Annotated in this window: 24 protein-coding genes; 8 read left to right on the forward strand and 16 right to left on the reverse strand. The window is 62.8% G+C overall.

The features are described 5' to 3' along the window. Positions 1–188: 188 nt before the first annotated feature. The 5 genes from leuS to LOY67_RS24145 all read left to right on the forward strand — a co-directional run bounded on the left by leuS (position 189) and on the right by LOY67_RS24145 (position 6,361). Positions 189–2,795, forward strand: a complete 2,607-nt coding sequence (gene leuS / locus LOY67_RS24125) for a leucine--tRNA ligase (RefSeq protein ID WP_265064752.1) — start codon at positions 189–191, stop codon at positions 2,793–2,795. 90 nt (positions 2,796–2,885) lie between these two features. Next, the gene (lptE, locus tag LOY67_RS24130) at positions 2,886–3,491 is read left to right on the forward strand and encodes an LPS assembly lipoprotein LptE (protein ID WP_265064753.1); all 606 of its coding nucleotides are present in this window, start codon (positions 2,886–2,888) and stop codon (positions 3,489–3,491) included. Between the two features lie 39 nt (positions 3,492–3,530). Then, a complete protein-coding gene (gene holA / locus LOY67_RS24135) occupies positions 3,531–4,568 on the forward strand; it encodes a DNA polymerase III subunit delta (RefSeq protein WP_265067822.1) in 1,038 nt (345 codons plus the stop codon). A gap of 233 nt (positions 4,569–4,801) precedes the next feature. Then, entirely contained in the window at positions 4,802–4,966 is a 165-nt protein-coding gene (gene arfA / locus LOY67_RS24140) for an alternative ribosome rescue factor ArfA (RefSeq protein WP_053151769.1), read from the forward strand. A 72-nt stretch (positions 4,967–5,038) separates the two neighbouring features. Beyond that, on the forward strand, positions 5,039–6,361 hold the full coding sequence (locus tag LOY67_RS24145; RefSeq protein WP_265064754.1) for a lytic murein transglycosylase: 1,323 nt from the start codon (positions 5,039–5,041) through the stop codon (positions 6,359–6,361). Between the two features lie 107 nt (positions 6,362–6,468). Here the strand turns inward: LOY67_RS24145 and LOY67_RS24150 are convergent, their stop codons facing one another. The 13 genes from LOY67_RS24150 to LOY67_RS24210 form a co-directional block, all read right to left on the reverse strand. Continuing rightward, a complete protein-coding gene (locus tag LOY67_RS24150; RefSeq protein ID WP_265064755.1) occupies positions 6,469–7,419 on the reverse strand; it encodes a S66 peptidase family protein in 951 nt (316 codons plus the stop codon). Positions 7,420–9,006: 1,587 nt separating this feature from the next. After that, complete coding sequence (gene lipA, locus LOY67_RS24155; RefSeq protein ID WP_030140371.1) at positions 9,007–10,029, reverse strand: lipoyl synthase; 1,023 nt, start codon at positions 10,027–10,029, stop codon at positions 9,007–9,009. Position 10,030: 1 nt separating this feature from the next. After that, positions 10,031–10,678 (reverse strand): lipoyl(octanoyl) transferase LipB, encoded by a 648-nt coding sequence (lipB, locus tag LOY67_RS24160; RefSeq protein ID WP_265064756.1) that lies wholly within the window; start codon positions 10,676–10,678, stop codon positions 10,031–10,033. Beyond that, positions 10,678–10,953, reverse strand: coding sequence for a DUF493 domain-containing protein (locus LOY67_RS24165; RefSeq protein ID WP_041024391.1), 276 nt, complete (start codon positions 10,951–10,953; stop codon positions 10,678–10,680). The genes lipB and LOY67_RS24165 overlap by 1 nt, the downstream gene beginning before the upstream one ends. A gap of 79 nt (positions 10,954–11,032) precedes the next feature. Next, positions 11,033–12,190 carry a D-alanyl-D-alanine carboxypeptidase family protein gene (locus LOY67_RS24170; protein ID WP_041024392.1) on the reverse strand — a complete coding sequence of 386 codons (1,158 nt, stop codon included), beginning with the start codon at positions 12,188–12,190 and terminating at the stop codon, positions 11,033–11,035. Positions 12,191–12,359: 169 nt separating this feature from the next. Further along, positions 12,360–13,385, reverse strand: coding sequence for a septal ring lytic transglycosylase RlpA family protein (locus LOY67_RS24175; protein WP_265064757.1), 1,026 nt, complete (start codon positions 13,383–13,385; stop codon positions 12,360–12,362). After that, entirely contained in the window at positions 13,385–14,392 is a 1,008-nt protein-coding gene (gene mltB, locus LOY67_RS24180; RefSeq protein ID WP_265064758.1) for a lytic murein transglycosylase B, read from the reverse strand. The genes LOY67_RS24175 and mltB overlap by 1 nt, the downstream gene beginning before the upstream one ends. Before the next feature lie 17 nt (positions 14,393–14,409). Then, positions 14,410–15,513 carry a rod shape-determining protein RodA gene (rodA, locus tag LOY67_RS24185; RefSeq protein WP_265067823.1) on the reverse strand — a complete coding sequence of 368 codons (1,104 nt, stop codon included), beginning with the start codon at positions 15,511–15,513 and terminating at the stop codon, positions 14,410–14,412. A 31-nt stretch (positions 15,514–15,544) separates the two neighbouring features. Further along, positions 15,545–17,440 (reverse strand): penicillin-binding protein 2, encoded by a 1,896-nt coding sequence (mrdA, locus tag LOY67_RS24190; protein WP_265064759.1) that lies wholly within the window; start codon positions 17,438–17,440, stop codon positions 15,545–15,547. Between the two features lie 10 nt (positions 17,441–17,450). Further along, on the reverse strand, positions 17,451–17,918 hold the full coding sequence (rlmH, locus tag LOY67_RS24195; RefSeq protein WP_007937439.1) for a 23S rRNA (pseudouridine(1915)-N(3))-methyltransferase RlmH: 468 nt from the start codon (positions 17,916–17,918) through the stop codon (positions 17,451–17,453). Between the two features lie 9 nt (positions 17,919–17,927). Then, positions 17,928–18,422, reverse strand: coding sequence for a ribosome silencing factor (rsfS, locus tag LOY67_RS24200; protein WP_265064760.1), 495 nt, complete (start codon positions 18,420–18,422; stop codon positions 17,928–17,930). A 69-nt stretch (positions 18,423–18,491) separates the two neighbouring features. Further along, positions 18,492–19,211 (reverse strand): nicotinate-nucleotide adenylyltransferase, encoded by a 720-nt coding sequence (gene nadD / locus LOY67_RS24205; RefSeq protein WP_413776154.1) that lies wholly within the window; start codon positions 19,209–19,211, stop codon positions 18,492–18,494. Further along, the gene (locus LOY67_RS24210) at positions 19,180–20,451 is read right to left on the reverse strand and encodes a glutamate-5-semialdehyde dehydrogenase (protein ID WP_265064762.1); all 1,272 of its coding nucleotides are present in this window, start codon (positions 20,449–20,451) and stop codon (positions 19,180–19,182) included. The genes nadD and LOY67_RS24210 overlap by 32 nt, the downstream gene beginning before the upstream one ends. 186 nt (positions 20,452–20,637) lie before the next feature. On the opposite strand from LOY67_RS24210, the gene LOY67_RS24215 reads away from it, so the two are divergent. Together LOY67_RS24215 and LOY67_RS24220 are read left to right on the forward strand one after the other, a co-directional pair. Next, positions 20,638–21,318 (forward strand): DNA-3-methyladenine glycosylase, encoded by a 681-nt coding sequence (locus tag LOY67_RS24215; RefSeq protein WP_265064763.1) that lies wholly within the window; start codon positions 20,638–20,640, stop codon positions 21,316–21,318. 174 nt (positions 21,319–21,492) lie between these two features. Then, positions 21,493–22,809 (forward strand): bifunctional DedA family/phosphatase PAP2 family protein, encoded by a 1,317-nt coding sequence (locus LOY67_RS24220; RefSeq protein ID WP_265064764.1) that lies wholly within the window; start codon positions 21,493–21,495, stop codon positions 22,807–22,809. Between the two features lie 178 nt (positions 22,810–22,987). Here LOY67_RS24220 and LOY67_RS24225 read toward each other — a convergent pair whose 3' ends face one another. From LOY67_RS24225 to LOY67_RS24235, 3 genes are read right to left on the reverse strand one after another with little or no spacing between them, the layout of a single operon-like run. After that, positions 22,988–23,578: an LON peptidase substrate-binding domain-containing protein gene (locus tag LOY67_RS24225; protein ID WP_265064765.1), complete on the reverse strand. Its 591-nt coding sequence runs from the start codon at positions 23,576–23,578 to the stop codon at positions 22,988–22,990. A 10-nt stretch (positions 23,579–23,588) separates the two neighbouring features. Further along, on the reverse strand, positions 23,589–24,305 hold the full coding sequence (locus tag LOY67_RS24230) for an LrgB family protein (protein WP_265064766.1): 717 nt from the start codon (positions 24,303–24,305) through the stop codon (positions 23,589–23,591). Further along, the gene (locus LOY67_RS24235) at positions 24,302–24,670 is read right to left on the reverse strand and encodes a CidA/LrgA family protein (protein WP_265064767.1); all 369 of its coding nucleotides are present in this window, start codon (positions 24,668–24,670) and stop codon (positions 24,302–24,304) included. Before LOY67_RS24235 ends, LOY67_RS24230 begins: the two co-directional genes overlap by 4 nt. A gap of 187 nt (positions 24,671–24,857) precedes the next feature. Here LOY67_RS24235 and LOY67_RS24240 point away from each other — a divergent pair, with 187 nt between their 5' ends. Beyond that, positions 24,858–25,313 carry a MaoC family dehydratase gene (locus LOY67_RS24240; RefSeq protein ID WP_265064768.1) on the forward strand — a complete coding sequence of 152 codons (456 nt, stop codon included), beginning with the start codon at positions 24,858–24,860 and terminating at the stop codon, positions 25,311–25,313. Positions 25,314–25,369 lie beyond the last annotated feature (56 nt).

A 25,369-nucleotide genomic window follows, 5' to 3' on the forward strand; every position in this document is an offset into this window, starting at 1 on the left:
CCGGCTGTCGACACTGCCCGACACGCAATCAGGGTTTCCCTCGGCGGAGTGCGGTCATGTATGCTACGGCGCTTCCTGTAACTCCACTTCCAGCTCCGCTGGGCATCGAAAGCGCCGCATTCGGCGTCGTCTGCGTCCAGCATGGCAACGAAGAGGATTGGGCCACCCCATTCAGTACAAAAGTAGCCATGCACGAACACTATCAGCCCCGTGAAATCGAAGCCGCCGCCCAGTCGTTCTGGGACGAGCAAAAGTCCTTTGAAGTCAGTGAACAGCCAGGCAAGGAAACCTACTACTGCCTGTCGATGTTCCCTTACCCCAGCGGCAAGCTGCACATGGGGCACGTGCGCAACTACACCATCGGCGACGTGATCTCCCGCTACCAGCGCATGCAAGGCAAGAATGTCCTGCAACCCATGGGTTGGGACGCCTTCGGCATGCCGGCGGAAAACGCCGCGATGAAGAACAACGTGGCGCCTGCCAAGTGGACCTACGAAAACATCGCCTACATGAAGTCCCAGCTGCGCAGCCTGGGCCTGGCGGTGGACTGGTCCCGCGAAGTCACCACCTGCAAGCCCGACTACTACCGCTGGGAGCAGTGGCTGTTCACCCGCCTGTTCGAAAAAGGCGTGATCTACCGCAAGAACGGCACCGTGAACTGGGACCCGGTGGACCAGACCGTACTGGCCAACGAGCAAGTGATCGACGGTCGCGGCTGGCGTTCCGGCGCGCTGATCGAAAAGCGCGAAATCCCGATGTACTACTTCAAGATCACCGCCTACGCGGATGAGCTGCTGGAGAGCCTTGACGAACTGACCGGCTGGCCCGAGCAGGTCAAGACCATGCAACGCAACTGGATCGGCAAGTCCCGGGGCATGGAAGTGCAGTTCCCGTACGACGTCGCCTCCATCGGCGAAGCCGGCACCCTGAAAGTCTTCACTACCCGTCCGGACACCCTGATGGGCGCCACCTATGTGGCCGTGGCCGCCGAGCATCATCTGGCGACCCTGGCGGCACAGAGCGATCCCGCGTTGCAGGCATTCATTGCCGAATGCAAGGGCGGCAGCGTCGCCGAAGCCGATGTCGCCACCCAGGAAAAGAAAGGCGTGCCAACCTCGCTGTTCGTCGAACACCCACTGACCGGTGAAAAACTCCCGGTGTGGGTCGCCAACTACGTCCTGATGCATTACGGCGATGGCGCTGTAATGGCGGTACCGGCCCACGACGAGCGCGATTTCGAATTCGCCCACAAGTACAACCTGCCGGTCAAGACCGTGGTCCGCACCAGTGCCGGTGACCAGACCCCTGCCCCCTGGCAGGACGCCTACGGTGAACACGGTGAGCTGATCAACTCCGGCGAATTCGACGGCCTGGATTTCGCCGGTGCGTTCGACGCCATCGAAGTGGCCCTGATCAAGAAAAGCCTGGGCGCCTCCCGCACCCAGTTCCGCCTGCGCGACTGGGGCATCAGCCGCCAGCGTTACTGGGGTTGCCCGATCCCGATCGTGCATTGCTCTGCTTGCGGTGACGTGCCGGTGCCGGAAGATCAACTGCCCGTGGTCCTGCCGGAAGACGTCGTACCCGACGGCGCCGGTTCGCCCCTGGCCCGCATGCCCGAGTTCTACGAGTGCAGCTGCCCGAAATGCGGCGCACCGGCCAAGCGTGAAACCGACACCATGGACACCTTCGTCGAGTCCTCCTGGTACTACGCCCGCTACGCCTCGCCGCACTATGAAGGCGGCCTGGTGGAAAAATCCGCCGCCGACCACTGGTTGCCGGTGGATCAGTACATCGGCGGCATCGAACACGCCATCCTCCACCTGCTCTACGCGCGCTTCTTCCACAAGCTGATGCGTGACGAAGGCCTGGTGAGCTCCAACGAGCCGTTCAAGAACCTGCTGACCCAGGGCATGGTGGTCGCCGAGACTTACTATCGTCGCGAAGCCAACGGTGCCTACACCTGGTTCAACCCGGCCGACGTCGAACTCGAACGCGACAGCAAAACCAAGGTCATCAGCGCCAAACTGATCGCAGACGGCCTGCCGGTAGAAATCGGCGGCACCGAGAAGATGGCCAAGTCGAAGAACAACGGCGTCGACCCTCAGTCGATGATCGACCAGTTCGGCGCGGACACCTGCCGCCTGTTCATGATGTTCGCCTCGCCACCTGACATGAGCGCGGAATGGTCCGACTCCGGCGTCGAGGGTTCGCACCGCTTCCTCAAACGCGTCTGGCGTCTGGCTCAGGCCCATGTCACCCAGGGCCTGCCGGGGAAACTGGACGTCGCAAGCCTGAACGACGAACAGAAAGCCATTCGCCGCTCGATCCACCTGGCCATCAAGCAGGCCAGCCACGACGTCGGCCAGAATCACAAGTTCAACACCGCCATCGCCCAGGTGATGACGCTGATGAATGTGCTGGAAAAAGCCGCACAGGCGACCGAACAGGATCGCGCACTGGTTCACGAAGGTCTGGAAGCCGTGACGCTGTTGCTGGCTCCGATCACGCCGCACATCAGCCACGAGCTGTGGAATCAGCTGGGCCACGCTGGCCCGGTGATTGATGCCGGCTGGCCGGTGGTGGACGAAAGCGCGCTGGTGCAGGACAGCCTGACCCTGGTCATCCAGGTCAACGGCAAGCTGCGCGGCCAGATCGACATGCCGGCCACTGCAACCCGCGAAGAAGTCGAAGCTGCCGCACGGACCAATGAAAACGTGCTGCGCTTCGTCGATGGCCTGACGATCCGTAAAGTGATCGTCGTGCCCGGCAAACTGGTCAACATCGTCGCAAGCTAATGGGATCGGGCGCCCGGCCACGGGTCGGGCGCCGAATATGACCTGCAGGGGCCGCACTGTCGGCCCATAGGTTTCAAGGGGAGCAACAAGATGATCAAACGTAATCTGCTGGTAGTGGGCCTGGCGGTCCTGCTGAGCGCCTGTGGCTTCCAGCTGCGCGGCACCGGCACCACCGAACTGGCCATCAAGGAACTGGACCTCAGCGCACGTGACGCCTACGGCGACACCGTGAAGATGCTGCGCGAGACGCTGGAAAACAGCGGAGTGAAGGTCTATAGCGGTGCGCCGTACAAGCTGGTGTTGACCCGCGAACTACAGAACCAGCGCAGCCTGAGCTACGCCGGTGCCGGTCGTTCGGCCGAGTACGAGCTCAACAACGTGCTGAGCTATGAGATCCGCGGCCAGAACAACCTGTTGCTGCTGGACGACAAGCTTCAGGTGCAAAAGGTCTACCTGCACGATGGCAACAACATCGCCGGTTCCGACCAGGAGTCGACCGAGGTGCGTGACGAAATGCGCCGCGACCTTGTACAGCGCATGATGCTGCGCCTGCAACAGCTGAGCCCGGCTCAACTGGAACAGTTGCAGCAGACCGCCGACGCCCGGGCCAAGGCTGAGGCCGAGGCGCTGGAAGCGGCACGCAAGGCTGAGGCGGAAACCCCGCAGCAGTCACCGATGCAAATCCCGGCTGAATAAGCTTCGTGGGGCGCTCCGGCGCCCCGCATGCCTTCTCTTATGAAGCTCGCCCCCGCCCAACTCGGCAAACACCTGCAAGGCGCCCTCGCGCCGGTCTATGTCATCAGTGGCGATGATCCGCTGCTCTGCCAGGAAGCCGCCGACGCCATCCGCTCTGCCGCCCGCCAGCAAGGCTTTGACGAACGCCAGGTGTTCGCCGCCGACGCCAGTTTCGATTGGGGTACGTTGCTGCAGGCCGGGGCGAGCATGTCGCTGTTCGCCGAAAAACGCTTGCTGGAACTGCGCTTGCCCTCGGGCAAGCCCGGTGACAAGGGCGCTGCCGCGCTGATCGAGTACTGCTCACGGCCGGCAGAGGACACAGTGCTGCTCATCAGCCTGCCGAAACTCGACGGCAGCGCGCAAAAGACCAAATGGGGCAAGGCCCTGGCCGAAGGTCCGCAGACCCAGTTCGTGCAGATCTGGCCGGTGGACGTCAGCCAACTGCCGAGCTGGATCCGCCAGCGCCTGTCCCAGGCCGGCTTGTCGGCCAGCCAGGACGCGGTGGAGCTGATCGCCGCCCGGGTCGAAGGCAACCTGTTGGCCGCCGCCCAGGAAATCGAGAAGCTCAAGCTGATGGCCGAGGGCGGTCAGATCACCGTGGAAACGGTACAGGCGGCCGTGGCCGACAGCGCGCGTTTCGACGTCTTCGGGCTGACCGATGCGATCCTCAACGGCGAAGCCGCCCACGCCCTGCGCATGCTTGAAGGCCTGCGGGGCGAAGGCGTCGAGCCGCCGGTGATCCTCTGGGCCCTGGCCCGGGAGCTGCGCCTGCTGGCCAACCTGTCATTGCAATACAGCCAGGGCGTACCGCTGGACAAAGCCTTCAGCCAGGCCCGGCCGCCGGTGTGGGACAAACGCAAGCCACTGATGAGCAAGGCGCTGCAACGCTACTCGGCGCCGCGCTGGGCACAATTGCTGCTGGAGGCCCAGCGCATCGACGCACAGATCAAGGGCCAGGCGGCCGGCTCGCCATGGATGAGCCTCAGTCGCCTGTCCCTGCTGATGGCCGGCCAGCGGCTGGCGTTGCCTGCCGAGTGATCCCTGTGGCGAGGGGATTTATCCCCGCTGGGGCGCGAAGCGGCCCCATTCGAACGGTCTGATGCACCGCAGTGGCAGGTTTCAGGTCTGCTGCGCAGCCCAGCGGGGATAAATCCCCTCGCCACAACTTTGTCCGATTTGCTGACAATTGAAGCAGGCCGCCGGGGCTGGACAGCTCCCCAACTCTGCCCCATGATTCTCCGCGCAAAACTCCCCCCACGAGAGATCCAGCCATGAGCAAAAAGCCATCCAGGCATGGCCCCAACAAGGCCAAGTCCATCATCGCCCAGCCCCTGTTCCGCAGCCGTCAGGAACGGCCCGCCAAGGGTAAAGGCAGCTACCGCCGCGAAGCCTTCCAGTCTGACAACTGGGAGGCTTCTTGCTTTATGGCGGCTTGAAACATCCGGACAAGCCCTTTGCACCCTGCCCATGATAAGGTCAGCACCTGATTTGTATTTCTGGACCCCTGCATGCCCTTTTGTCTTACCCGCCGCTGGCCACTGCGCCAATTGATTGCCGCCACAAGCTTCGCGCTGCTTGTCGCCTGCGCAGAAAAACCCACCGCCGCCGATGCCCAACCCCTCCAGACCGTTCCAGCCGTGACCGCCCCGGCCATGCTGCCGCCGGTAGTGCCAACCGGTGAAAACCTGGACATCGTGCCGACCCAGACCTTCGCCGAATGGCAGGCCGGGTTTCGCAAGGAGGCATTGGCCGCCGGGATCCGCGCCGACCTGTTCGATCGCGCCTTTATCGGCGTGAGCCCCGACATGAGCGTGATCAAGGCCGATCGCAGCCAGCCGGAATTCACCCGGCCCGTGTGGGAATACCTCGATGGCGCACTGTCGCCCCTGCGGGTGCGCAAGGGCCAGAGCCTGATCCAGGAACATGCCGAGATCCTGCAAAGCATCGAACAGCGCTACGGCGTCGATCGCCAGGCACTTGTGGCGGTATGGGGCATGGAGAGCAATTTCGGTCAGTTCCAGGGCACCAAGTCGGTGATCAACTCCCTGGCGACCCTGGCCTATGAAGGCCGTCGCCCGGGCTTTGCCCATGCGCAACTGATCGCCGCCCTGCAAATTCTGCAACAGGGTGATATCGCCCCGGAAAAAATGCTCGGCTCCTGGGCCGGCGCCATGGGCCAGACCCAGTTCATTCCCACCACCTACAACACCCATGCGGTGGATTTCGACGGCGACGGTCGCCGCGACATTTGGGGCAGCGCTACCGACGCCCTGGCCTCCACCGCGCACTACCTGCAAAGTTCCGGCTGGCAGCGCGGTCAACCGTGGGGCTTCGAGGTCCGGCTGAAGGAGGGGTTCAACTACCCCTTGGCCGACGGCGCGATCCGCAAGCCTGTGTCCGAATGGCTGCAACTGGGCGTCAGCCTGCCCAATGGCGGCCAGGTTCCGGCCGGTAGCGAACACCTGTCGGCCGCCCTGCTGCTGCCGGCCGGCTATCGTGGACCGGCGTTCCTGGTATTCGACAACTTCCGCGCCATTCTCAAGTACAACAACTCTTCGTCCTATGCATTGGCGGTGAGCCTGCTGTCGGAGCGCTTCGTCGGTGCAGGGTTGATAGACGGTCAGTGGCCAAAAGACGACCTGCCCTTGAGCCGCACCGAGCGCATCGAACTGCAGACGCTGCTGGGCCAGCATCAATACGATGCCGGCAACCCCGACGGCATCATCGGCGCCAATACCCGCAAAGCGATCCGCAGTGCCCAGCAGTCGCTCGGCTGGCCGGCGGATGGGTATCCGACGCACCAGTTGCTGGAAAATCTGCGTAAGCGTTGATTAGCTGCATGGCGGCTAGCGCTTTCGCGAGCAGGCTCGCTCCCACATTGAAATGCAATTTCCTGTGGGAGCGAGCCTGCTCGCGAAGGCTGACTTTCAATCAACAACTACCGACTGACCACCACATCCTGCTCCAACACCAACCTCTTCTCCCCCGCATCCAGGCTCACCAACGCGCCCATCGGCAACGTCAGGTTCGGATCGCAGTGCCCGCTGCGCCAGCCGGACAGCACCGGTATCCGCAGCGGCTCGAAGGTCTGCTTGAGCAACCGATTCAACGCCTCGCCATCCACCCCCGCCACGTCGCCCACCAGGACCCCACGCAACTTCTGCAATGTGCCGGCCAACCGCAGCTGGGTCAGCAATCGGTCGATCCGGTACAGCGGCTCGTTGACGTCCTCGATGAACAGGATCACACCTTCGGCATCGATCTGATAAGGCGTGCCCATGGTTGCAGCAATGATCGATAGGTTGCCTCCCAGCAAACGTCCATGGGCGATCCCGGGCTCAACGGTGGTCAATGGATAGGCTTCGGGATGACTCAGCACACTGCCGGCCTTCAATTGCCCGTGCAGCAGGCTGAAGAACGAGGTGACGGTCGGCGGTGCCTTGTCGCCCAGGAGATCGGCGTTTAGCAGCGGCCCGTGGAAGGTGACGAACCCCGCGTAACGGCTGATTGCCAGGTGCAGTGCGGTGATATCGCTGTAGCCGACGAAGGGCTTGGCGTTGCGCCGCAAGAGTTCGAAGTCGATGCGATCCAGCAGACGTGGCGTGCCGTAGCCGCCGCGCAGGCAGATGATGGCGTTGACCTCAGGGTCGGCGAAGGCTCCGTGCAGGTCGTTGAGCCGTGTGTCGTCGCTGCCGGCCAGGTAGCCGTCCTGTTCGTAGACGCCTGGGAATATCCGCAGCCCGTAGCCCTGGGTGCGCATCCATTGTGTGGCTTTGTCCGTGTCCAGGGGGGCGGGGCCGGCGGGGGCAATTACGCCGATCAGTCCTTGGGGTGGGAGGGCTGGGACGGGGTGGTGGGGGCACAGGGTTTGGGTGGGGTGGACGGTCATTCGTGGGTTCCCTGTGGGGTCTAGGTGGTGTGTATATCCGTTTCTTCGGTAACGGCCACTTATGGTTCCGCTCTTACAGCGGCTCACTTTTGAAAAGCGCAAAAGTAAGCAAAACGCTCTTGCCCCACCACTCGGCACCTCGCCTAGGCTCGGTGTGCCCGAACGCAGGCATTGCTCCGTGGGCCGCCGCGAAGGGCCATCCATGGCCCAGCGCGGCTATCCCGGCATCCATGCCGGGATGCCCACTACGCAATACCTGCGTTCGGCCAGCGTGGTTTAACGGGGCGCCCAGATCAAAAACCGGGCGAGGCGGCCTTATAGCCGACCTGTGTTTTGGAGCGTACGCGTTCCGCCTGTGGGAGCGGGCTTGCTCGCGAAGGCTATTTGATCCACCGCTATCGCGAGCAGGCTCGCTCCCACAGGAGGATTGGGCTCGATCGCAAATCTTCCATCCGCCCCCGGCCAATGTGGGAGCGAGCCTGCTCGCGAAGGCTATTTCACATTCAACATTGTGCAAGCTGATCCACCGCTATCGCGAGCAGGCTCGCTCCCACAGGAGGATTGGGCTCGATCAAAAATCTTCCATTCGCCCCCGGCTAATGTGGGAGCGAGCTTGCTCGCGAAGACTATTTCACATTCAACATCATGCAAGCTGATCCACCGCTATCGCGAGCAGGCTCGCTCCCACAGGAGGATTGGGCTCGATCGCAAATCTTCCATTCGCCCCCGGCTAATGTGGGAGCGAGCCTGCTCGCGAAGGCTATTTCACATTCAACATCATTCAAGCTGATACACCGCTATCGCGAGCAGGCTCGCTCCCACAGGAGGATTGGGCTCGATCGCAAATCTTCCATCCGCCCCCGGCTAATGTGGGAGCGAGCCTGCTCGCGAAGGCTATTTCACATTCAACATCGTGCAAGCTGATCCACCGCTATCGCGAGCAGGCTCGCTCCCACAGGAGGATTGGGCTCGATCGCAAATCTTCCATCCGCCCCCCGGCTAATGTGGGAGCGAGCCTGCTCGCGAAGGCTATTTCACATTCAACATCGTGCAAGCTGATCCACCGCTATCGCGAGCAAGCTCGCTCCCACAGGAGGATTGGGCTTGATCGCAGATCTTCCATTCGCCCCCGGCCAATGTGGGAGCGAGCTTGCTCGCGAAGGCTATTTCACATTCAACATCATGCAAGCTGATACACCGCTATCGCGAGCAGGCTCGCTCCCACAGTTGGAACAAGTTACAACCGTTAGAAACAGGTCGGCTGTCAGGCCGCCTCGCGAGCTTTTGATCTTGGGCGCCCCGTTAAACCACGATGGCCGAACGCAGGTATTGCGTAGTGGGCATCCCGGCATGGATGCCGGGATAGCCGCGCTGGGCCATGGATGGCCCTTCGCGGCGGGCCCACGGAGCAATGCCGGAGTGAGGGCACACCGAGCCTTAGTGAGGTGCCAAGTGGTGGGGCAAAGACCTTTTGGTTACTTTTGGCTGGGCCGGCATTCCGGGCGTTTGCCAAAAGTGACCCGCTGTAAGAGCGGAACCATCAGCCGCCGTTACGCAAAAAACGGATATACACACCACCCAAAAAAATCAGCCCCCGAGCAACTCCGCCTTGACCAGCTTGGCCTGCTCATCAGCATGATACGAAGACCGCACCAACGGCCCCGAAGCCACGTTCTTGAAGCCCATCTTGTACCCTTCCTCGGCAAACCAGGCAAAGGTATCCGGATGCACAAACCGCTGCACCGGCAAGTGACTGCGCGAAGGCTGCAGATACTGACCCAGGGTCAACATATCAATGTCATGCTCACGCATGCGCTTCATGACCTCGATGACTTCCTCATCAGTCTCACCCAGGCCCAGCATCAAGCCAGACTTGGTCGGAATGTGCGGCATCATCTGCTTGAAGCGCTGCAACAGGGTCAACGACCACTGGTAGTCCGAACCCGGACGCGCAGCCTTGTACAGGCGCGGCACGGTTTCCAGGTTGTGGTTGAACACATCCGGTGGCTCGGCAGCGGTGATTTCCAGGGCGATGTCCATGCGACCACGATAGTCAGGCACCAGCGTCTCGAGCTGCACGTTCGGCGACAGCTTGCGGATTTCACGGATGCAATCGGCAAAGTGCTGGGCGCCGCCGTCACGCAGGTCGTCACGGTCTACCGAGGTGATGACCACATACTTGAGCTTGAGGTCGGCGATGGCGATGGCCAGGCTTTCCGGCTCATTGACGTCCAGTGGCTTCGGACGGCCATGACCGACGTCGCAGAACGGGCAGCGACGGGTGCAGATGTCGCCCATGATCATGAAGGTCGCGGTGCCGCCGGAGAAGCATTCGCCCAGGTTCGGGCAGGAAGCTTCTTCGCAGACGCTGTGCAGCTTGTGCTTGCGCAGCAGGGCCTTGATCCGGTCGACTTCCGGGGACACCGGGATGCGCACGCGGATCCAGTCCGGCTTCTTCGGCAATTCGGTGGTCGGGATGATCTTGACCGGGATGCGTGCAACCTTCTCGGCGCCGCGCAGCTTGACGCCGGCCTCGACCTTGGCACGTGGGGCCGGACGCTCGGTAACATCCTGCGTCGGGATCATGGTTTGCACTGCATCAGTAGTCATATCAGTCGATTCCGCCCGTGAGGGTCGTCTGCTCAGCATAGTCGAGGTGTTTGACGAGCTGCGCGCGCAGCCGGGCACTTACCTCGGCAAATTCAATCGATCCTGTGTGATCGCGCAGCTGGGTCATCGCCAGCCCCGCGTAGCCACAGGGATTAATCCGTCGAAACGGCGAAAGGTCCATGTCCACGTTCAACGCCAGGCCGTGAAAAGAACAGCCGTGGCGGATCCGCAGGCCCAGGGAGGCGATCTTCGCCCCGTCGACGTAGACACCCGGCGCATCCGGCTTGGCCGCCGCGGTTACGCCGTAGCTGGCCAGCAGCTCGATCAGGCAGGTTTCCATGCGCGTCACCAGCTCGCGCACACCGAACCCCAGCTTGCGCACGTCCAGCAGCAGGTAGGCAACCAACTGGCCGGGGCCATGGTAAGTCACCTGCCCGCCCCGGTCGACCTTCACCACCGGGATATCCCCCGGCAGCAACAGGTGCTCGGCCTTGCCGGCCTGGCCCTGGGTGAACACCGGCGGGTGTTCCACCAGCCAGACCTCGTCTTCGGCGGTGTTGCCTCGTTCATTGGTGAAGCGCTGCATGGCATGCCAGACCGGCTCGTAAGCCATTTGGCCCAGCTCGCGAAAGCCCAGCGTGCCCGGCATCACAACACCATGTGCACGACGCCGGTCGCCCGCAGCTCACTATTGATGTCGTACAGCTGCTCCTGGCCGGTCGCAACGATGTGCAACTGAATCGTCGTGTACTTGCCGTTGCTGCTCTGGCGCTCGGCCAGGGTCAGGAGGTCAACGGTGGCGTGCTTTTCAAGGATGGCAACAACCTTGTCCTTGAAGCCCACTCCGGTGTCGCCAATCACTTTGATCGGATAGTCCTTGCAGGGAAATTCGATCTTTGGCGCCTTTACTTCTGAGTCTGTCATGGCGTAACGGCCTCGTAGACGTGATAACGAACAAGGCCCCGCACCGGACAGGAACGGGGCCATGCAGTCAACCTTCGATTCAGTTGAACAAGCCGTAGAAGAATAGCCGGATGCTATCCCACATGCGGCGGAAGATACCACCTTCCTCGACCGCGTCCAGCGCGATCAGGTCGGCGCTGTGCACCACCTTGTCTTCCAGTTTGACTTCAACCTTGCCGATCACGTCGCCCTTGGCGATGGGGGCGGTCAGTTGCGGGTTCAGGGTCATGCTGGCAGCGAGCTTCTTGAGCTGGCCTTTTGGCAGAGTCATGGTCAGGTCTTCGGCCAAGCCGGCTTTCACCTGGCTGCTGGTGCCTTTCCAGACCTGGGCCTGGGCCAGTTCGGTGCCTTTCTGGTAGAAGGTCTGGGTTTCGAAGAAACGGAAACCGTAGGTCAAGAGCTTCTGGGTTTCAGCGGCACGGGCCACTTCGCTGCTGGTACCGAACACCACGGCGATCAGGCGCATGCCGTCACGCACCGCAGAGGACACCATGCAGTAACCGGCTTCGTCGGTGTGGCCGGTCTTCAGGCCGTCAACGGTCTTGTCGCGCCACAGCAGCAGGTTGCGGTTAGGCTGCTTGATGCCGTTCCAGAAGAATTCCTTCTGGGAGTAGATGGCGTAGTGCGCCGGGTCTTCGTGGATGATCGCCCGTGCCAGGACGGCCATGTCGTGCGCCGACGAGTAGTGCTCGGGGTTCGGCAGGCCGGTCGGGTTCATGAAGTGGCTGTTGGTCATGCCCAGGTCGGCGACCGTCTTGTTCATCATGTCGGCGAATGCGTCTTCGCTGCCGGCGATGTGTTCGGCCAGGGCGACACTGGCATCGTTGCCGGACTGGATGATGATGCCATGCAGCAGGTCGCTGACAGTCACCTGCGAGCCAACCTTGATGAACATCCGCGAACCGCCGGTGCGCCAGGCGTTTTCGCTGACGGTCACCGGATCGTTCTCACCGATCTGGCCGCGACGGATTTCCAGGGTCGCGATGTAGGCGGTCATCAGCTTGGTCAGGCTGGCCGGCGGCAGGCGTTGGTCACCGTTGCTCTCGACCAGCACATTGCCACTGCTGGCGTCCATGAGCACAAAGGCCTTGGCCGCCAGTTGTGGGGGCGACGGCATCATCTCGACCGCGAACGCGGCAGGTGAAAGAAGCAGCGGGACTAACAGGCAAAGGCGTTTGGCAAAGGTGGTAATGTTCATCCGTCTCTCGAAATCGCTAATGGAAACTGCCCAAGGGCAATACTTAACAGGCAGCCTTCTTGACGGGCCACCGCGTTTGTAAGTTGCTCACTCACACCCTTGCCGGGCTTTTGTTATTCATGGAGCCAACAACCTGACCCGCTCCAACCGCAAGCGGGCCTTCAATCAATCACTCGGCGCTGACCAGGCTCGGCGAACCGAGATTGGCCAGGCGCACGCTGTTCTGTACCTGCTGGACTTCACCCGGAGAACCGATCGGCCCCAGGCGCACCCGATGCAGTGTCTGCTGGTTGCGCACGATCGAGCTGATGAACACCGGGGCGCTCACCATCGAGCTCAGCTTCGAGCGGAGCAGCTCGGCAGCGTCCGGGTTGGCGAACGCGCCCACTTGCAGATACTGGCCAGACGCTGTTGCAGAAGCGTTTTTTTTTGCGTCCAACTGCACAGGCACTACGGCCGCGGCGTGTTGCTGCGGCGGTGGCGTCCATTGCTCGACCGTGCCAGTGGACGCCGTCACGGTCGGCGCGGCATTTTGCGCCACTTTTGGCTCGTTGAGCATCAAAGGCGCCGGACGGCCACGCTGGGCCCACCATTCCTGCGGGTCGATGCCCTCGACCTTGACCCGCGCGGTGCCGATTTCAGCGTAACCGAGCTTTTTCGCCGCCGCGTACGACAGGTCGATGATCCGGTCGGAATAGAACGGCCCACGGTCATTGACCCGCAGGATCACGCTCTTGTTGTTGTCCAGGTTGGTCACCCGTACATAGCTGGGCAGCGGCAGTGTCTTGTGGGCCGCGCTCATGCCGTACAGGTCATACACCTCGCCGTTGGCGGTATTCTGGCCGTGGAACTTGGTGCCGTACCAGGAGGCGGTGCCCGACGCGACGTAGGTCTTGGAGTCGGCCATCGGGAAATAGGTCTTGCCCAGCACCGTATACGGGTTGGCCTTGTAGGGACCGGTGTGCAGGGTCGGCGTCGCGTCCGGGATGCGCGAAACATCCACGTCCCACCACGGCGCGCCGTCCTTGTGGGCACGATTGATGTCCAGGCCCGGCGCAGAGCGCACAGCGGTGGAGTTTTTCTGGGTCGGCGCGCGACTGGTCGAACAACTGACGACCAACAGCGACAGCGCAGCCAGTGCCACGAATTTCAGGGGCCCGGCTTTCAGGGGTTGATAGGTAGGCAATGCCTGCATTATTTGACGCCCCGTGCTTTGACCAGCTCTTCAGACAGTTGATGCACAGCCATGGCGTACATCACACTGCGGTTATAACGCGTAATCGCGTAGAAATTCTTCAGGCCCATCCAGTATTCGGGGCCCTGTTCGCCTTCCAGGCGCATGGCGGTGACGGGCATGTCGTCACGCAGCGCATCATGACTCGACCAGCCCAGCGCCCGCAACTCCCCGACGGTCTTCGTCGGCTCGATGCCCTCGCTCAGGCCTTCGTCCACCTGCTCGCCACGCACATCGGCACGGCTGACCACCGGTTGGCCGGCTTCCCAGCCGTGGCGCTTGAAATAGCTGGCAACACTGCCGATGGCATCGGTCGGGTTGGTCCAGATATTGATGTGGCCATCGCCGTCGAAATCCACAGCATAGGCGCGAAAACTGCTGGGCATGAATTGCGGCAGGCCCATGGCCCCGGCATACGACCCTTTCAGAGTCAGCGGATCGACCTGCTCCTCGCGGGCCAGCAACAGGAACTCACGCAGTTCCTTGCGGAAGAACTCGGCGCGCGGCGGGTAATCGAAGCCCAGGGTCGACAGCGCGTCGATCACCCGGAAATTCCCGGTATTGCGGCCAAAGAAGGTTTCGACGCCGATGATGGAGACGATGACCTGGGCCGGCACGCCGTACTCCTGCTCGGCGCGGGCCAGGGCGGCCTCGTGCTGGCGCCAGAAGTCCACGCCCCGGGCGATGCGCGCCTCGGTGATGAACATCGGCCGGTACTCGCTCCACTGCTTGACCCGCTCGGCGGGCCGGGAGATCGCGTCGAGGATCGACTGCTTGCGTTCAGCCTCGCGGAACACCCCCATCAACTGCTCGCCGGCGAAACCGTAGTCGCGGGTCATTTCACCGACGAATTCGGCCACCTGTGGCGAGCCTTCGTATTCACCGGCCAAGGCGTGCGACGCACCGCCCAGGAAGCCGATCAGGCCGACCCACGCATGTCGCGTCGACCAGCCACGCATTGCTTGCATTGAACTCTTCACCTTATTCAAACCTGCGCGATCCACTTGCGGTGGGTATGGATCGACATCAAGACCCCAAACGCTGACAGCAGCGTCACCAGCGAAGTTCCTCCGTAGCTGATGAAGGGCAACGGCACTCCCACGACCGGCAACAAGCCACTGACCATACCGATGTTGACGAAAACGTAAACAAAAAACGTCATAGTCAGGCTGCCCGCCAGCAACTTGCCGAACAGGGTCTGGGCCTGAGCGGTGATGACCAGCCCCCGGCCGATCAGCAGCAGGTAGATCAACAGCAGCAGGCAGATACCCACCAGGCCGAACTCCTCGCCCATCACGGCGATGATGAAGTCGGTGTGGCTTTCCGGCAGGAAGTCCAGGTGCGACTGGGTGCCCATCAGCCAGCCCTTGCCGAATACCCCGCCGGAGCCGATGGCGGCCTTGGACTGGATGATGTTCCAGCCGGTACCCAGCGGATCGCTCTCCGGGTCGAGGAAGGTCAGGATGCGTTGCTTCTGGTAGTCGTGCATCACGAAGTACCACATGGCCACCGACACCGGTACTGCGATGGCAATCACGCTGAGGATCCAGCGCCAGCGCAGCCCGCCCATGAACAGCACGAAGGCGCCACCGGCCAGGATCAGCAGCGAAGTGCCGAGGTCCGGCTGGCGCACGATCAGGATGAACGGGATGCCGATCAGCAACAGGCTGATACACACGTGCTTGAGCTGCGGCGGCAAGGTGCGCTTGGACAGGTACCAGGCGATGGTCGCCGGCATGATGATCTTCAGGAACTCCGAAGGCTGGAAGCGGATCACCCCGGGAATGTTGATCCAGCGCGTGGCGCCCATGGCGTTATGGCCCATCACGTCCACCACCACCAACAGGCTCACGCCGACCACATAGGCCAGCGGCACCCAGCGCGCCATGAACCGTGGTTCGAGCTGGGCAATGACGATCATCGACACCAGGCCGATACCGAACGAGGTGGCTTGCTTGGCCAGCAGGTCCCAGCTCTTGCCACTGGCCGAATACAGCACGAACAGGCTGCCGGCGGCCAGGATCAGCAGCAGGATCAGCAGCGGGCCGTCGATGTGCATGCGCTGCAACAGCGTGGCGCGCCGGCGCATCACGTCTTCGCTGGAGAGGATCCGGTCGAAATTATTCTTCACGGGCCGTAGCCTCCGCAGTGATCGGGCTTGCGTACTCAGGCTTGAGCTGGCCGTGTTCATCCAGCAGCCAGGCGTCCATGACCTGGCGCACCACCGGGGCGGCAACGCCGGAGCCCGACTCGCCGTTCTCGACCATCACCGCCACGACGATCTTCGGATTGTCGGCCGGGGCGAAACCGACGAACAGGGCGTGGTCGCGGTGGCGCTCCTGGACCTTGGAGCGGTCGTATTTCTCACCCTGCTTGATCGCAACTACCTGGGCCGTACCGCTCTTGCCCGCGATGCGATAAGGCGAACCGATAGCCGCCTTGCGCGCCGTACCCCGGGCACCGTGCATCACTTGTTGCATGCCGTTGTTGACCTTCTGCCAGTCCGACGGATTGTGCAGGACGATGTCCGGCATCGGGTCCGGGTCCACCGGGGGCTGGCCCTCGATGGTCTTGGCCAGGTGCGGGCGATGCCACTTGCCCTTGCTCGCCACCAGCGCCGTGGCCTGGGCCAGTTGCAAAGGCGTTGCCTGCATGTAGCCCTGGCCGATCCCCAAAATCAGGGTTTCGCCGGGGAACCACGCCTGGCGACGGGTCGCCCGCTTCCATTCCCGGGACGGCATCAGGCCGGGCGATTCCTCGAACATGTCCAGGGAGACTTTCTGGCCGATGCCGAACTTGCCCAGGTAGGACGACAGCCGATCGATCCCCAGTTTGTGGGCCAGGTCGTAGAAGTAGGTGTCGTTGGAACGCATGATCGCCGTTTCCAGGTCCACGTAGCCGTCGCCGGTACGGTTCCAGTTGCGGTACTTGTGGTCGTAGTTGGGCAGCATGTAGTAGCCGGGGTCGAAGACCCGGCTCGAGGCGGTCACCACGCCAGCGTCCAGCCCGGCAATCGCCACGGCCGGCTTGATGGTCGAACCCGGCGGGTAGAGGCCGCGCAATACCCGGTTGAACAGCGGCCGGTCGATGGAATCGCGCAACTCGGCATAGGCCTTGAAGCTGATGCCGGTGACGAACAGGTTCGGGTCGAAACTCGGCTGGCTGACCATCGCCAGGACCTCGCCGGTGGCCGGATCCAGCGCCACCACGGCGCCCCGCCGTCCGCCCAGGGCCGCTTCGGCGGCCTCCTGCAACTTGATGTCCAGGCTCAGGACAATGTCCTTGCCGGGGATCGGGTCGGTGCGCTTGAGCACCCGCAATACGCGACCGCGGGCGTTGGTCTCGACTTCTTCGTAACCCACCTGGCCGTGCAGCTCGGGCTCGTAGAAGCGCTCGATGCCGGTCTTGCCGATGTGGTGGGTGCCGCTGTAGTTGACCGGATCGAGGCTTTTGAGCTCTTTCTCGTTGATCCGCCCCATGTAGCCGACCGAGTGGGCAAAGTGCGCCCCCTGGGGATAATGACGCACCAACTGCGCCACCACCTCGACGCCCGGCAGGCGGAACTGGTTCACCGCGATCAGGGCAATCTGCTCTTCGGTCAACTCGAACAGGATCGGCACCGGCTCGAACGGCCGACGCCCCTGGCGCATGCGTTTTTCGAAGATGGCCCGGTCCTCAGGCGTCAACTGCAGCACCTCGACGATGACGTCGAGCACCTGCTGCCAGTCGCCGGAGCGCTCACGGGTCATGCTCAGGCTGAAACTGGGCCGGTTGTCCGCGACCACCACGCCATTGCGGTCGAAAATCAGCCCGCGGGTCGGCGGGATCGGCTGCACATGCACACGGTTGTTTTCCGACAGGGTCGAGTGGTACTCGTACTGGATCACCTGGAGGAAATAGAGTCGCGCAATCAGCACACCGATCAGCGTCACCACCGTAATGGCGCCGAACACGACGCGACTGCGCACCAGGCGGGCGTCTTTTTCGTGGTCCTTGATGCGGATCGGCTGGGGCATGGGGGCAGGATTACTTGTGGTAAGGGTGCCCGGACAGGACTGTCCAGGCACGATACAACTGTTCACCGATCAGAATCCGCACCAACGGGTGCGGCAACGTCAGGGGCGACAACGACCAGCGCTGATCGGCCCGGGCACAGACTTCCGGCGCCAGCCCTTCCGGGCCGCCGACCATGAAATTCACCGTGCGCGAGTCCAGCCGCCAGCGATCGAGCTCGACCGCCAGTTGCTCGGTACTCCAGGGCTTGCCGTGGACCTCGAGAGTAACGACGCGCTCGTTCGGCCCGACCTTGGCCAGCATGGCTTCGCCTTCCTGGCGGATGAAGCGCGCCACATCGGCGTTCTTCCCGCGGGTGTTGAGCGGAATTTCCACCAGTTCCAGGGCCAGTTCGGACGGAAGACGCTTGGCATACTCATGCCAGCCCTCTTCCACCCACTTGGGCATGCGGGAACCGACGGCGATCAGGCGCAGTCGCACAGCGATCCCTTACTGCTGGTCTTTGTTGAGCTTGGTGAAGTGCTCATGGGTGTTTTCAGGGCTGTGGTGACGGGCATCCGCCGCGCGGCTCTGCTCGGCACCGGCCCACAGGCGCTCCAGGTCATAGAACTGACGTGCCGAGGCGGTCATCATGTGCACGATGACATCGTCCATATCCAGCAGCACCCAGTCGCTGTCGCCCTTGCCTTCTTCGCCCAGTGGCTTGATGCCCTTGGCCTTGACCGCTTCGCGGACCTTGTCCAGCATCGCGCCGATCTGGCGGTTGGAGGTACCAGTGGCGATGATCATGAAGTCCGTGATGCTCTGCTTTTCACGAACGTCGATCACCTGGATGTCCTGGGCCTTGACGTCTTCCAGGGCGGCAACGGCCACCTTGACCAGCTCTTCGCCGGCCAGGACGGCACCGGTGTGGGCCTCCACGGGCAGCGGGGCGCTCTTGAAGGTGCCTTTGCGCTTTACTTTGTTTACGTCTTTGTCAGTCATATAAAACTCGTTTTGCTCGTATGTTCGGGCGCTTCGCTACACGCATTCACGTGCCTGAAGCAGCCTCGTTCAGTTCGACGCACGGTACAGCCCGTGCGCATCGATGTAGGCCAGGACCGCGTCGGGCACCAGGAAACGTACCGACTTACCGCTGGCCAGCAGTTGACGGATCTGGGTGGCGGATACCGCGAGCGGTGTCTGCCAGACGAATGCAATCTGTCCGCTCGGCCCCTTGAGGGCCAGCGGGTCGCTCACCGAGCGTGCCGCCAGCAGGTTGCGCAAGGCATCCGGCGGCTCGCTGTCGGCATCCGGGCGTTGCAGCACCAGGATGTGGCAATGCTGGAGCAACTCTTCCCAGCGGTGCCAAGTGGGCAGGCCGCAAAATGCGTCCCAGCCCAGAAGCAGGAAAACCTGGGCATCGGCGGCCATTTCGGCGCGCATCAGCTCCAGGGTATCAATGGAGTAGGACGGTTTGTCCCGCTGCAATTCGCGGGCGTCCACCACCAGCGGCGACACTCCGGCCACCGCGCACTCGACCATCGCCAGACGGTCCTGCGCCGACACCTGCGGCGCATCCCGGTGAGGTGGCCTGGCGCTGGGCGTCAGGCGTAGCTCATCGAGGCCCAGGGCGTCGGCGACTTCCAGCGCACCACGCAGATGGCCGATGTGCACCGGGTCGAACGTGCCGCCCAGGATACCGATGCGCCGGGGCGGGGCTGTCGTCGTCACAGCGGCTGACGGGTCGAGGTCGCCCAAGTCAGACCGGCTCCTGTCCGCGCAACTGGCCATCACCGACCACGATGTACTTCTCGCAGGTCAGGCCTTCGAGGCCCACCGGGCCGCGGGCGTGCAGCTTATCAGTAGAAATGCCGATCTCGGCGCCCAATCCGTATTCGAAGCCGTCGGCGAAGCAGGTCGGGGTGTTGATCATCACCGACGCCGAATCCACTTCAGCCACGAAGCGCCGGGCTTCGCCCTGGTGCTCGCTGACGATGGCGTCGGTGTGGTGGGAGCCATGACGATTGATATGCTCGATGGCCTGGTCCAGCCCGTCGACCACGCGGATCGACAGGATCGGCGCCAGGTATTCGGTGTTCCAGTCCTCTTCGGTGGCTTCTGCCGCCTCGATGATCGCCCGGGTGCGCTCGCAACCGCGCAGCTCGACGCCTTTTTCGCGGAACTGGGTGGCCATCGCCGGCAGGAAGTCCTTGGCAACGGCCTGGTCCACCAGCAGGGTTTCCATCGCACCGCAGATGCCATAACGATAGGTCTTGGCATTGAAGGCAATGCGCTGGGCCTTTGGCAGCTCGGCGTGGGCGCTGACGTAGACGTGGCAGATGCCGTCCAGGTGCTTGATCACCGGTACGCGAGCATCGCGGCTGACCCGTTCGATCAGGCCCTTGCCGCCACGCGGCACGATGACATCGACGAATTCGGGCATGCTGATCAGCGCGCCGACAGCGGCGCGGTCGGTGGTTTCCACCACTTGCACCACGGCGGCCGGCAGACCGGCCTCGGCCAGGCCGCGCTGGATGCAGGCGGCAATGGCACGATTGGAATGGATCGCCTCGGAACCGCCACGCAGGATAGTCGCGTTACCCGACTTCAGGCACAGGCTCGCGGCGTCGATGGTCACGTTCGGCCGCGACTCGTAGATGATCCCGACCACACCCAGGGGCACGCGCATCTTGCCGACCTGGATACCCGATGGCCGGTAGCTCATGTCGCGGATCGCCCCGACCGGGTCCGGCAGTGCCGCCACCTGGCGCAGACCGACGATCATGCCGTCGACGCGGGCCGGGGTCAGCGCCAGGCGCTCGAGCATGGCCGGCTCGAGGCCATTGGCCCGGCCGGCGGCCAGGTCCAGTTCGTTGGCGGCGGACAACTCGGCGCGAGCAGCATCCAGCGCATTGGCGGCGGCTTGCAGGGCGCGGTTTTTCTGCGCGGTGCTGGCACGGCCGATGATGCGCGACGCTTCGCGAGCGGCGCGACCCAGGCGGGTCATGTAGTCAAGAACGGACTCAGTCATGGTCTGTGTGGTCTTGGCGAAGAGGAAAGCGGCAGATTATAGCTGTCGTAACCCTCGACTAACAGCATGGACTCACAGCGGTGACCGGCGGAAGCGCAAAACCATCAGGAATTTCACCTGTTCAGCGGTGATTAAGATTTCCATTGCTATGATCGCCGTTCCTTTGGCCTCAATTCGTCTACTGCCATGACCGATTCGCCTCATACGCCAAACGCCTTGCCCCATGCCTTTTTTGACCGCGACGCCCAGGTGCTCGCCAGGGACCTTTTGGGCAAGGTCATTCGCCACAAAGTCGGCGACCTGTGGCTCAGCGCACGGATCATCGAGACCGAAGCCTATTACTTTGCCGAAAAGGGCAGCCACGCCTCCCTCGGCTACACGGAAAAACGTAAGGCTTTGTTTCTGGACGGCGGTCACATCTATATGTACTACGCCCGGGGCGGCGACTCGCTGAACTTCAGCGCCCAGGGGCCGGGCAACGCGGTGTTGATCAAATCGGCGTATCCGTGGGTCGATGGTATCTCCGGCCCGGAAAGCCTGGCGCAGATGCTGCTGAACAACCCCGACGCCCAGGGCCGCCCGCGCACGCCGCAGAAGCTCTGCGCCGGCCAGACCCTGCTGTGCAAAGCCCTGGGGCTGAAAGTGCCGGAATGGGACGCCAAACGCTTCGACCCCGAGCGGTTGCTGGTAGAGGACGTGGAAGTGCCGACGGTCAATGTGATCCAGACCACCCGCCTGGGCATCCCATTGGGACGCGACGAGCATCTGCCCTACCGTTTCGTCGACGCCGCCTATGCGCCGTGGTGTACCCGCAACCCGTTGCGGCGCGGGCAGGTCGAGGGGCGTGATTATTTTTTGCTCACATGATCGACACAGATCCCCTGTGGAAAGCACGGATTTTTGCTTCACAACAGATCCCCCTGTGGGAGCGAGCCTGCTCGCGATAGCGTCCATACATCCAACATTGATGTTGATTGACACACCGCTATCGCGAGCAGGCTCGCTCCCACAGTAAAAATGTACCTCAATGGAGTTGTATTTATGGGCCCATGGCTCGATAGCATCACTGGCTGGCTAGCTGCCAACCCGCAATGGCTGGCGGTGGCGGTGTTCATTGTGGCTTGTGTGGAGTGCCTGGCGATTGCCGGGTTGATCGTGCCGGGGACCGTGCTGCTGTTCGCCGTAGCGGTGCTGGCCGGCAGTGGCGCGTTGTCCTTGGGCGAGACGCTGTTGCTGGGCTTGCTTGGGGGGTTGCTCGGGGACCTGGTGTCGTACTTCCTAGGCCGGCACTTCCACCAGAACATCCGGCGCCTGCCGGGACTGCGGCACCATCCTGAATGGATGAATGCGGCGGAAAGCTATTTCCAGCGCTACGGCATCGCCAGCCTGCTGGTGGGGCGTTTCATCGGCCCGTTGCGCCCGATGCTGCCGATGGTGGCCGGGATGTGTGACATGCCCTTCCCGCGCTTCGCCGCCGTCAGCCTGCTGGCCGCGTCCGGCTGGAGCGTGGCGTACCTGATGCCGGGCTGGGCCACCGGGGCGGCGATTCGCCTGCCGTTGCCCGAAGGTTTCTGGCTGCAGGCCGGCATCGTTATCGGCAGTGTCGCAGTGATGATCGGCTTGAGCGTCAACAGCAGCCTGCGCCGCCATCGGCATGCCACAGCGCTGATCGCCGGCCTGGGCCTGGTGATCCTGCTTGGCCTGTTCATCGGCTTCCGCTACCTGACGGCCTTCGATCAAGGGCTGATGACCCTGGTCCAGGAACATCGCAGCCCGATGTTGGACGAGATCGCCGTGACCTTCACGCTGATCGGCGAATTCCGCTTCATGCTGATTTTCAGCGCTCTGTTGACCGGATTGCTGTTGCTGGCACGCCAATGGCGACAGGCAATCTTCGCCGGCGCGACCATGCTGTTCACCGCCCTGGCCAATACCGGCTGCAAGCACTTCTTCGCCCGGGTACGCCCGGAAATCCTCACCGACCCACTGACCAGCTACAGCATGCCCAGCGGCCATGCTTCCGGTTCGTTCGCGCTGTTCCTGGCGCTCGCGGTGCTCGCCGGTCGTGGACAACCGCCACGCCTGCGCCTGACCTGGCTGTTGCTGGGCTGCCTGCCGGCCCTGGCGATTGCCTTGTCACGGGTGTACCTGGGCGCCCATTGGCCCAGCGACATCCTGGCCGGTGCCATGCTCGCCGCCTGCGTCTGTGCCGCCGTCCTGTGGCTGAGCCAGCGCCAGACCCCACTGCCTGCCATGCCACCGAAAATCTGGTGGCTGATCCTGCCGGCGATGGTTGCAGCCTTCAGCTTCTTTGCCCTGCGGCACCTGCCCCATGGGATGTTGCGGTATGCCTATTGAAACACTGGACCGATAGACACAGACGAACCCTGTGGGAGCGAGCCTGCTCGCGATAGCGGTGTATCAGCCGATACACACTTTGCTGACGGTCCGCCATCGCGAGCAGGCTCGCTCCCACAGTGATTTGCGGTGAACCGCCATTTTGTGAACGCCCGCTTCCACAGGGCCACCAGCGGCCTCAGGCGAACAGCTCGCCTTGCAACTCATCAAGCAACGCCTGGATCGCGTCCAGGCGCTGTTGCGGATCATCCAGTTGCAGCAGGTCGATCTTGTCCAGTTCGTTGAACGGCAACAGGTAAGCCAGTTGATTGGCCAGCGACTGCTGGCCGGTCGCTTCGGTGCCCATGTTCAGAGCTTCGACCATCGGGTGCTCGGCCAGGGCCTGGAGCAGCGCCACCAGGTCGGCGTCTTCGTCCTGCAGCGGTTGCTCCGGCTCATCCTCCAGCCACTCGACCTCGGCCACGGTGAGCTGGTCGGGCTGGACACTGCTGCCATGCACGATAAAGCGCCGCCCGCCCTGCACACGAATCCCCAGCAGGCCATTCTCCTGCTGGGAAAAGTCAGTGATCAGTGCCTCACAGCCGACCCGCGCATAACCCTCCGGGGCGATGCCGACTTCCTCACCGTCCAGGATGCACACCACTCCGAACCCTTCGCCCTTCTTCATGCAGCGCCCGATCATGTCGAGATAGCGCGCCTCGAATATCTGCAAATCGAGGATGCAGCCGGGGAAAAGTACAGTGTTCAACGGAAAAAGCGGCAAACTCATAACCCGCTCCTTAGACGGTCATCGATACCACCAGCGGCAACAGCACCGCCGTGGCTACGCCCATGAGACTCATCGCCAGCGCCGCAAAGGCGCCGGACTCCTCGCTTTCCTGCAACGCCACCGACGTCCCCACCGCGTGAGCCGTCAGGCCCAGGGCCATGCCCCGGGCTTCAGGGCTGTGGACGCCCAATCGGTTCAGGATGCTCGGGCCCAGAATCGCCCCGAGCACACCGGTGATCAAGACGAACACCGCCGCCATAGCCGCCACGCCGCCGATCTGCTCGGCCACCAGCATGGCAATCGGCGAGGTCACCGACTTGGGCGCCATGGTCATCAGAATCATGTGCTCGGCACCGAACACCCAGCCCAGCAGCACCGCGGAACCGGTGGCGAACACCCCGCCTATCACCAGCGTAGTAAAGATCGGCCAGAACAATTGCCGGATCCGTCGCAGGTTCAGGTACAACGGCACCGCCAGCGCGACCGTGGCCGGCCCCAGCAGGATGCTGAGGATCTCGGTGCTCTTGCGGTATTCGGCGTAGGTGATGCCGCAACCGACCAGCACAACGATCAGCAGCACCATCGACATCAGCACCGGTTGCAGGAACACCCAGCGGGTCTTTTCGAATGCCGCCAGTACCAGTTGATAGGCGCCCAGGGTGATGCCGATGCCGAACAGCGGATGATGGATCACCGAAGCCCAGGCGCCCTGCCAGTCGAGGATCATGGACGGTCCTCTTCCACGGCAGCGACGTGACGCCGACCCAGGCGCTGCATCAGCACCCCGGTGAACGCCATGGACAGGACCAGCGACAACACCAGCGCACCGACAATGGCCCAGAAATCCGCGGCGATGGCCCGCGCATAGACCATCACCCCCACCGCCGGCGGCACCAGCAGCAGCGGCAGATAACGCAGCAAGCTGCTGGCGGCCAGGCTCAACGGCTCGGCGACTTCGCCACGGACGATCAGATAGCCCAGCATCAGCAGCAGGCCGATGATCGGCCCCGGCAGCACCGGCACGAACAAATGATTGATGGCGGTGCCCAGCAATTGAAACAGCACCAGCCAGGTCAGGCCCCGTAGCAACATCCGTCCTCTCTCCCCTGCAACACCCACCCAATGACAGCGCCCGCATTATAAGCACGCCCGGGCTATGGACCGGCATTCGTAAAAAGCATGGTCGGTGACCTTCCCCGTGCGTCATGTTGATCTACAGTGGTTCCCCGGGGACACATCCCCACCAAAAGATAGAACCGATGAACCCAGGAGAGTCTCAATGCCCTATGTTCCCGTTGCAGCGCTCAAAGATTATGTCGGCAAGGAACTCGGACGTTCCGACTGGCTGACCATCGATCAGGACCGCATCAACCTGTTCGCCGAAGCCACAGGCGACTTTCAGTTCATCCACGTCGATCCGGTCAAGGCCGCCCAGACGCCGTTCGGCAGCACCATCGCCCACGGTTTCCTGTCGCTGTCGCTGATGCCCAAGCTGATGGAAGACATCCTGATCCTGCCCGAAGGCGTGAAGATGGTCGTCAACTACGGGCTGGACAGCGTGCGTTTCATCCAGCCAGTGAAGGTCGACTCCAAGGTCCGGCTCAAGGTCGACCTGGTGGAAGCCACCGAGAAAAAGCCCGGCCAATGGCTGCTCAAGGCCACCGCCACGCTGGAAATAGAAGGCTCGGACAAACCGGCCTACATCGCCGAGCCCCTGTCGCTCTGCTTCGTGTAACCCCTCGCACCTGCGAAACCGCCCAGGCAGTTTCGCAGCGCTTCACTGGTTCTATC

The organism is Pseudomonas sp. B21-056, from assembly GCF_026016325.1.
Taxonomy (GTDB): domain Bacteria; phylum Pseudomonadota; class Gammaproteobacteria; order Pseudomonadales; family Pseudomonadaceae; genus Aquipseudomonas.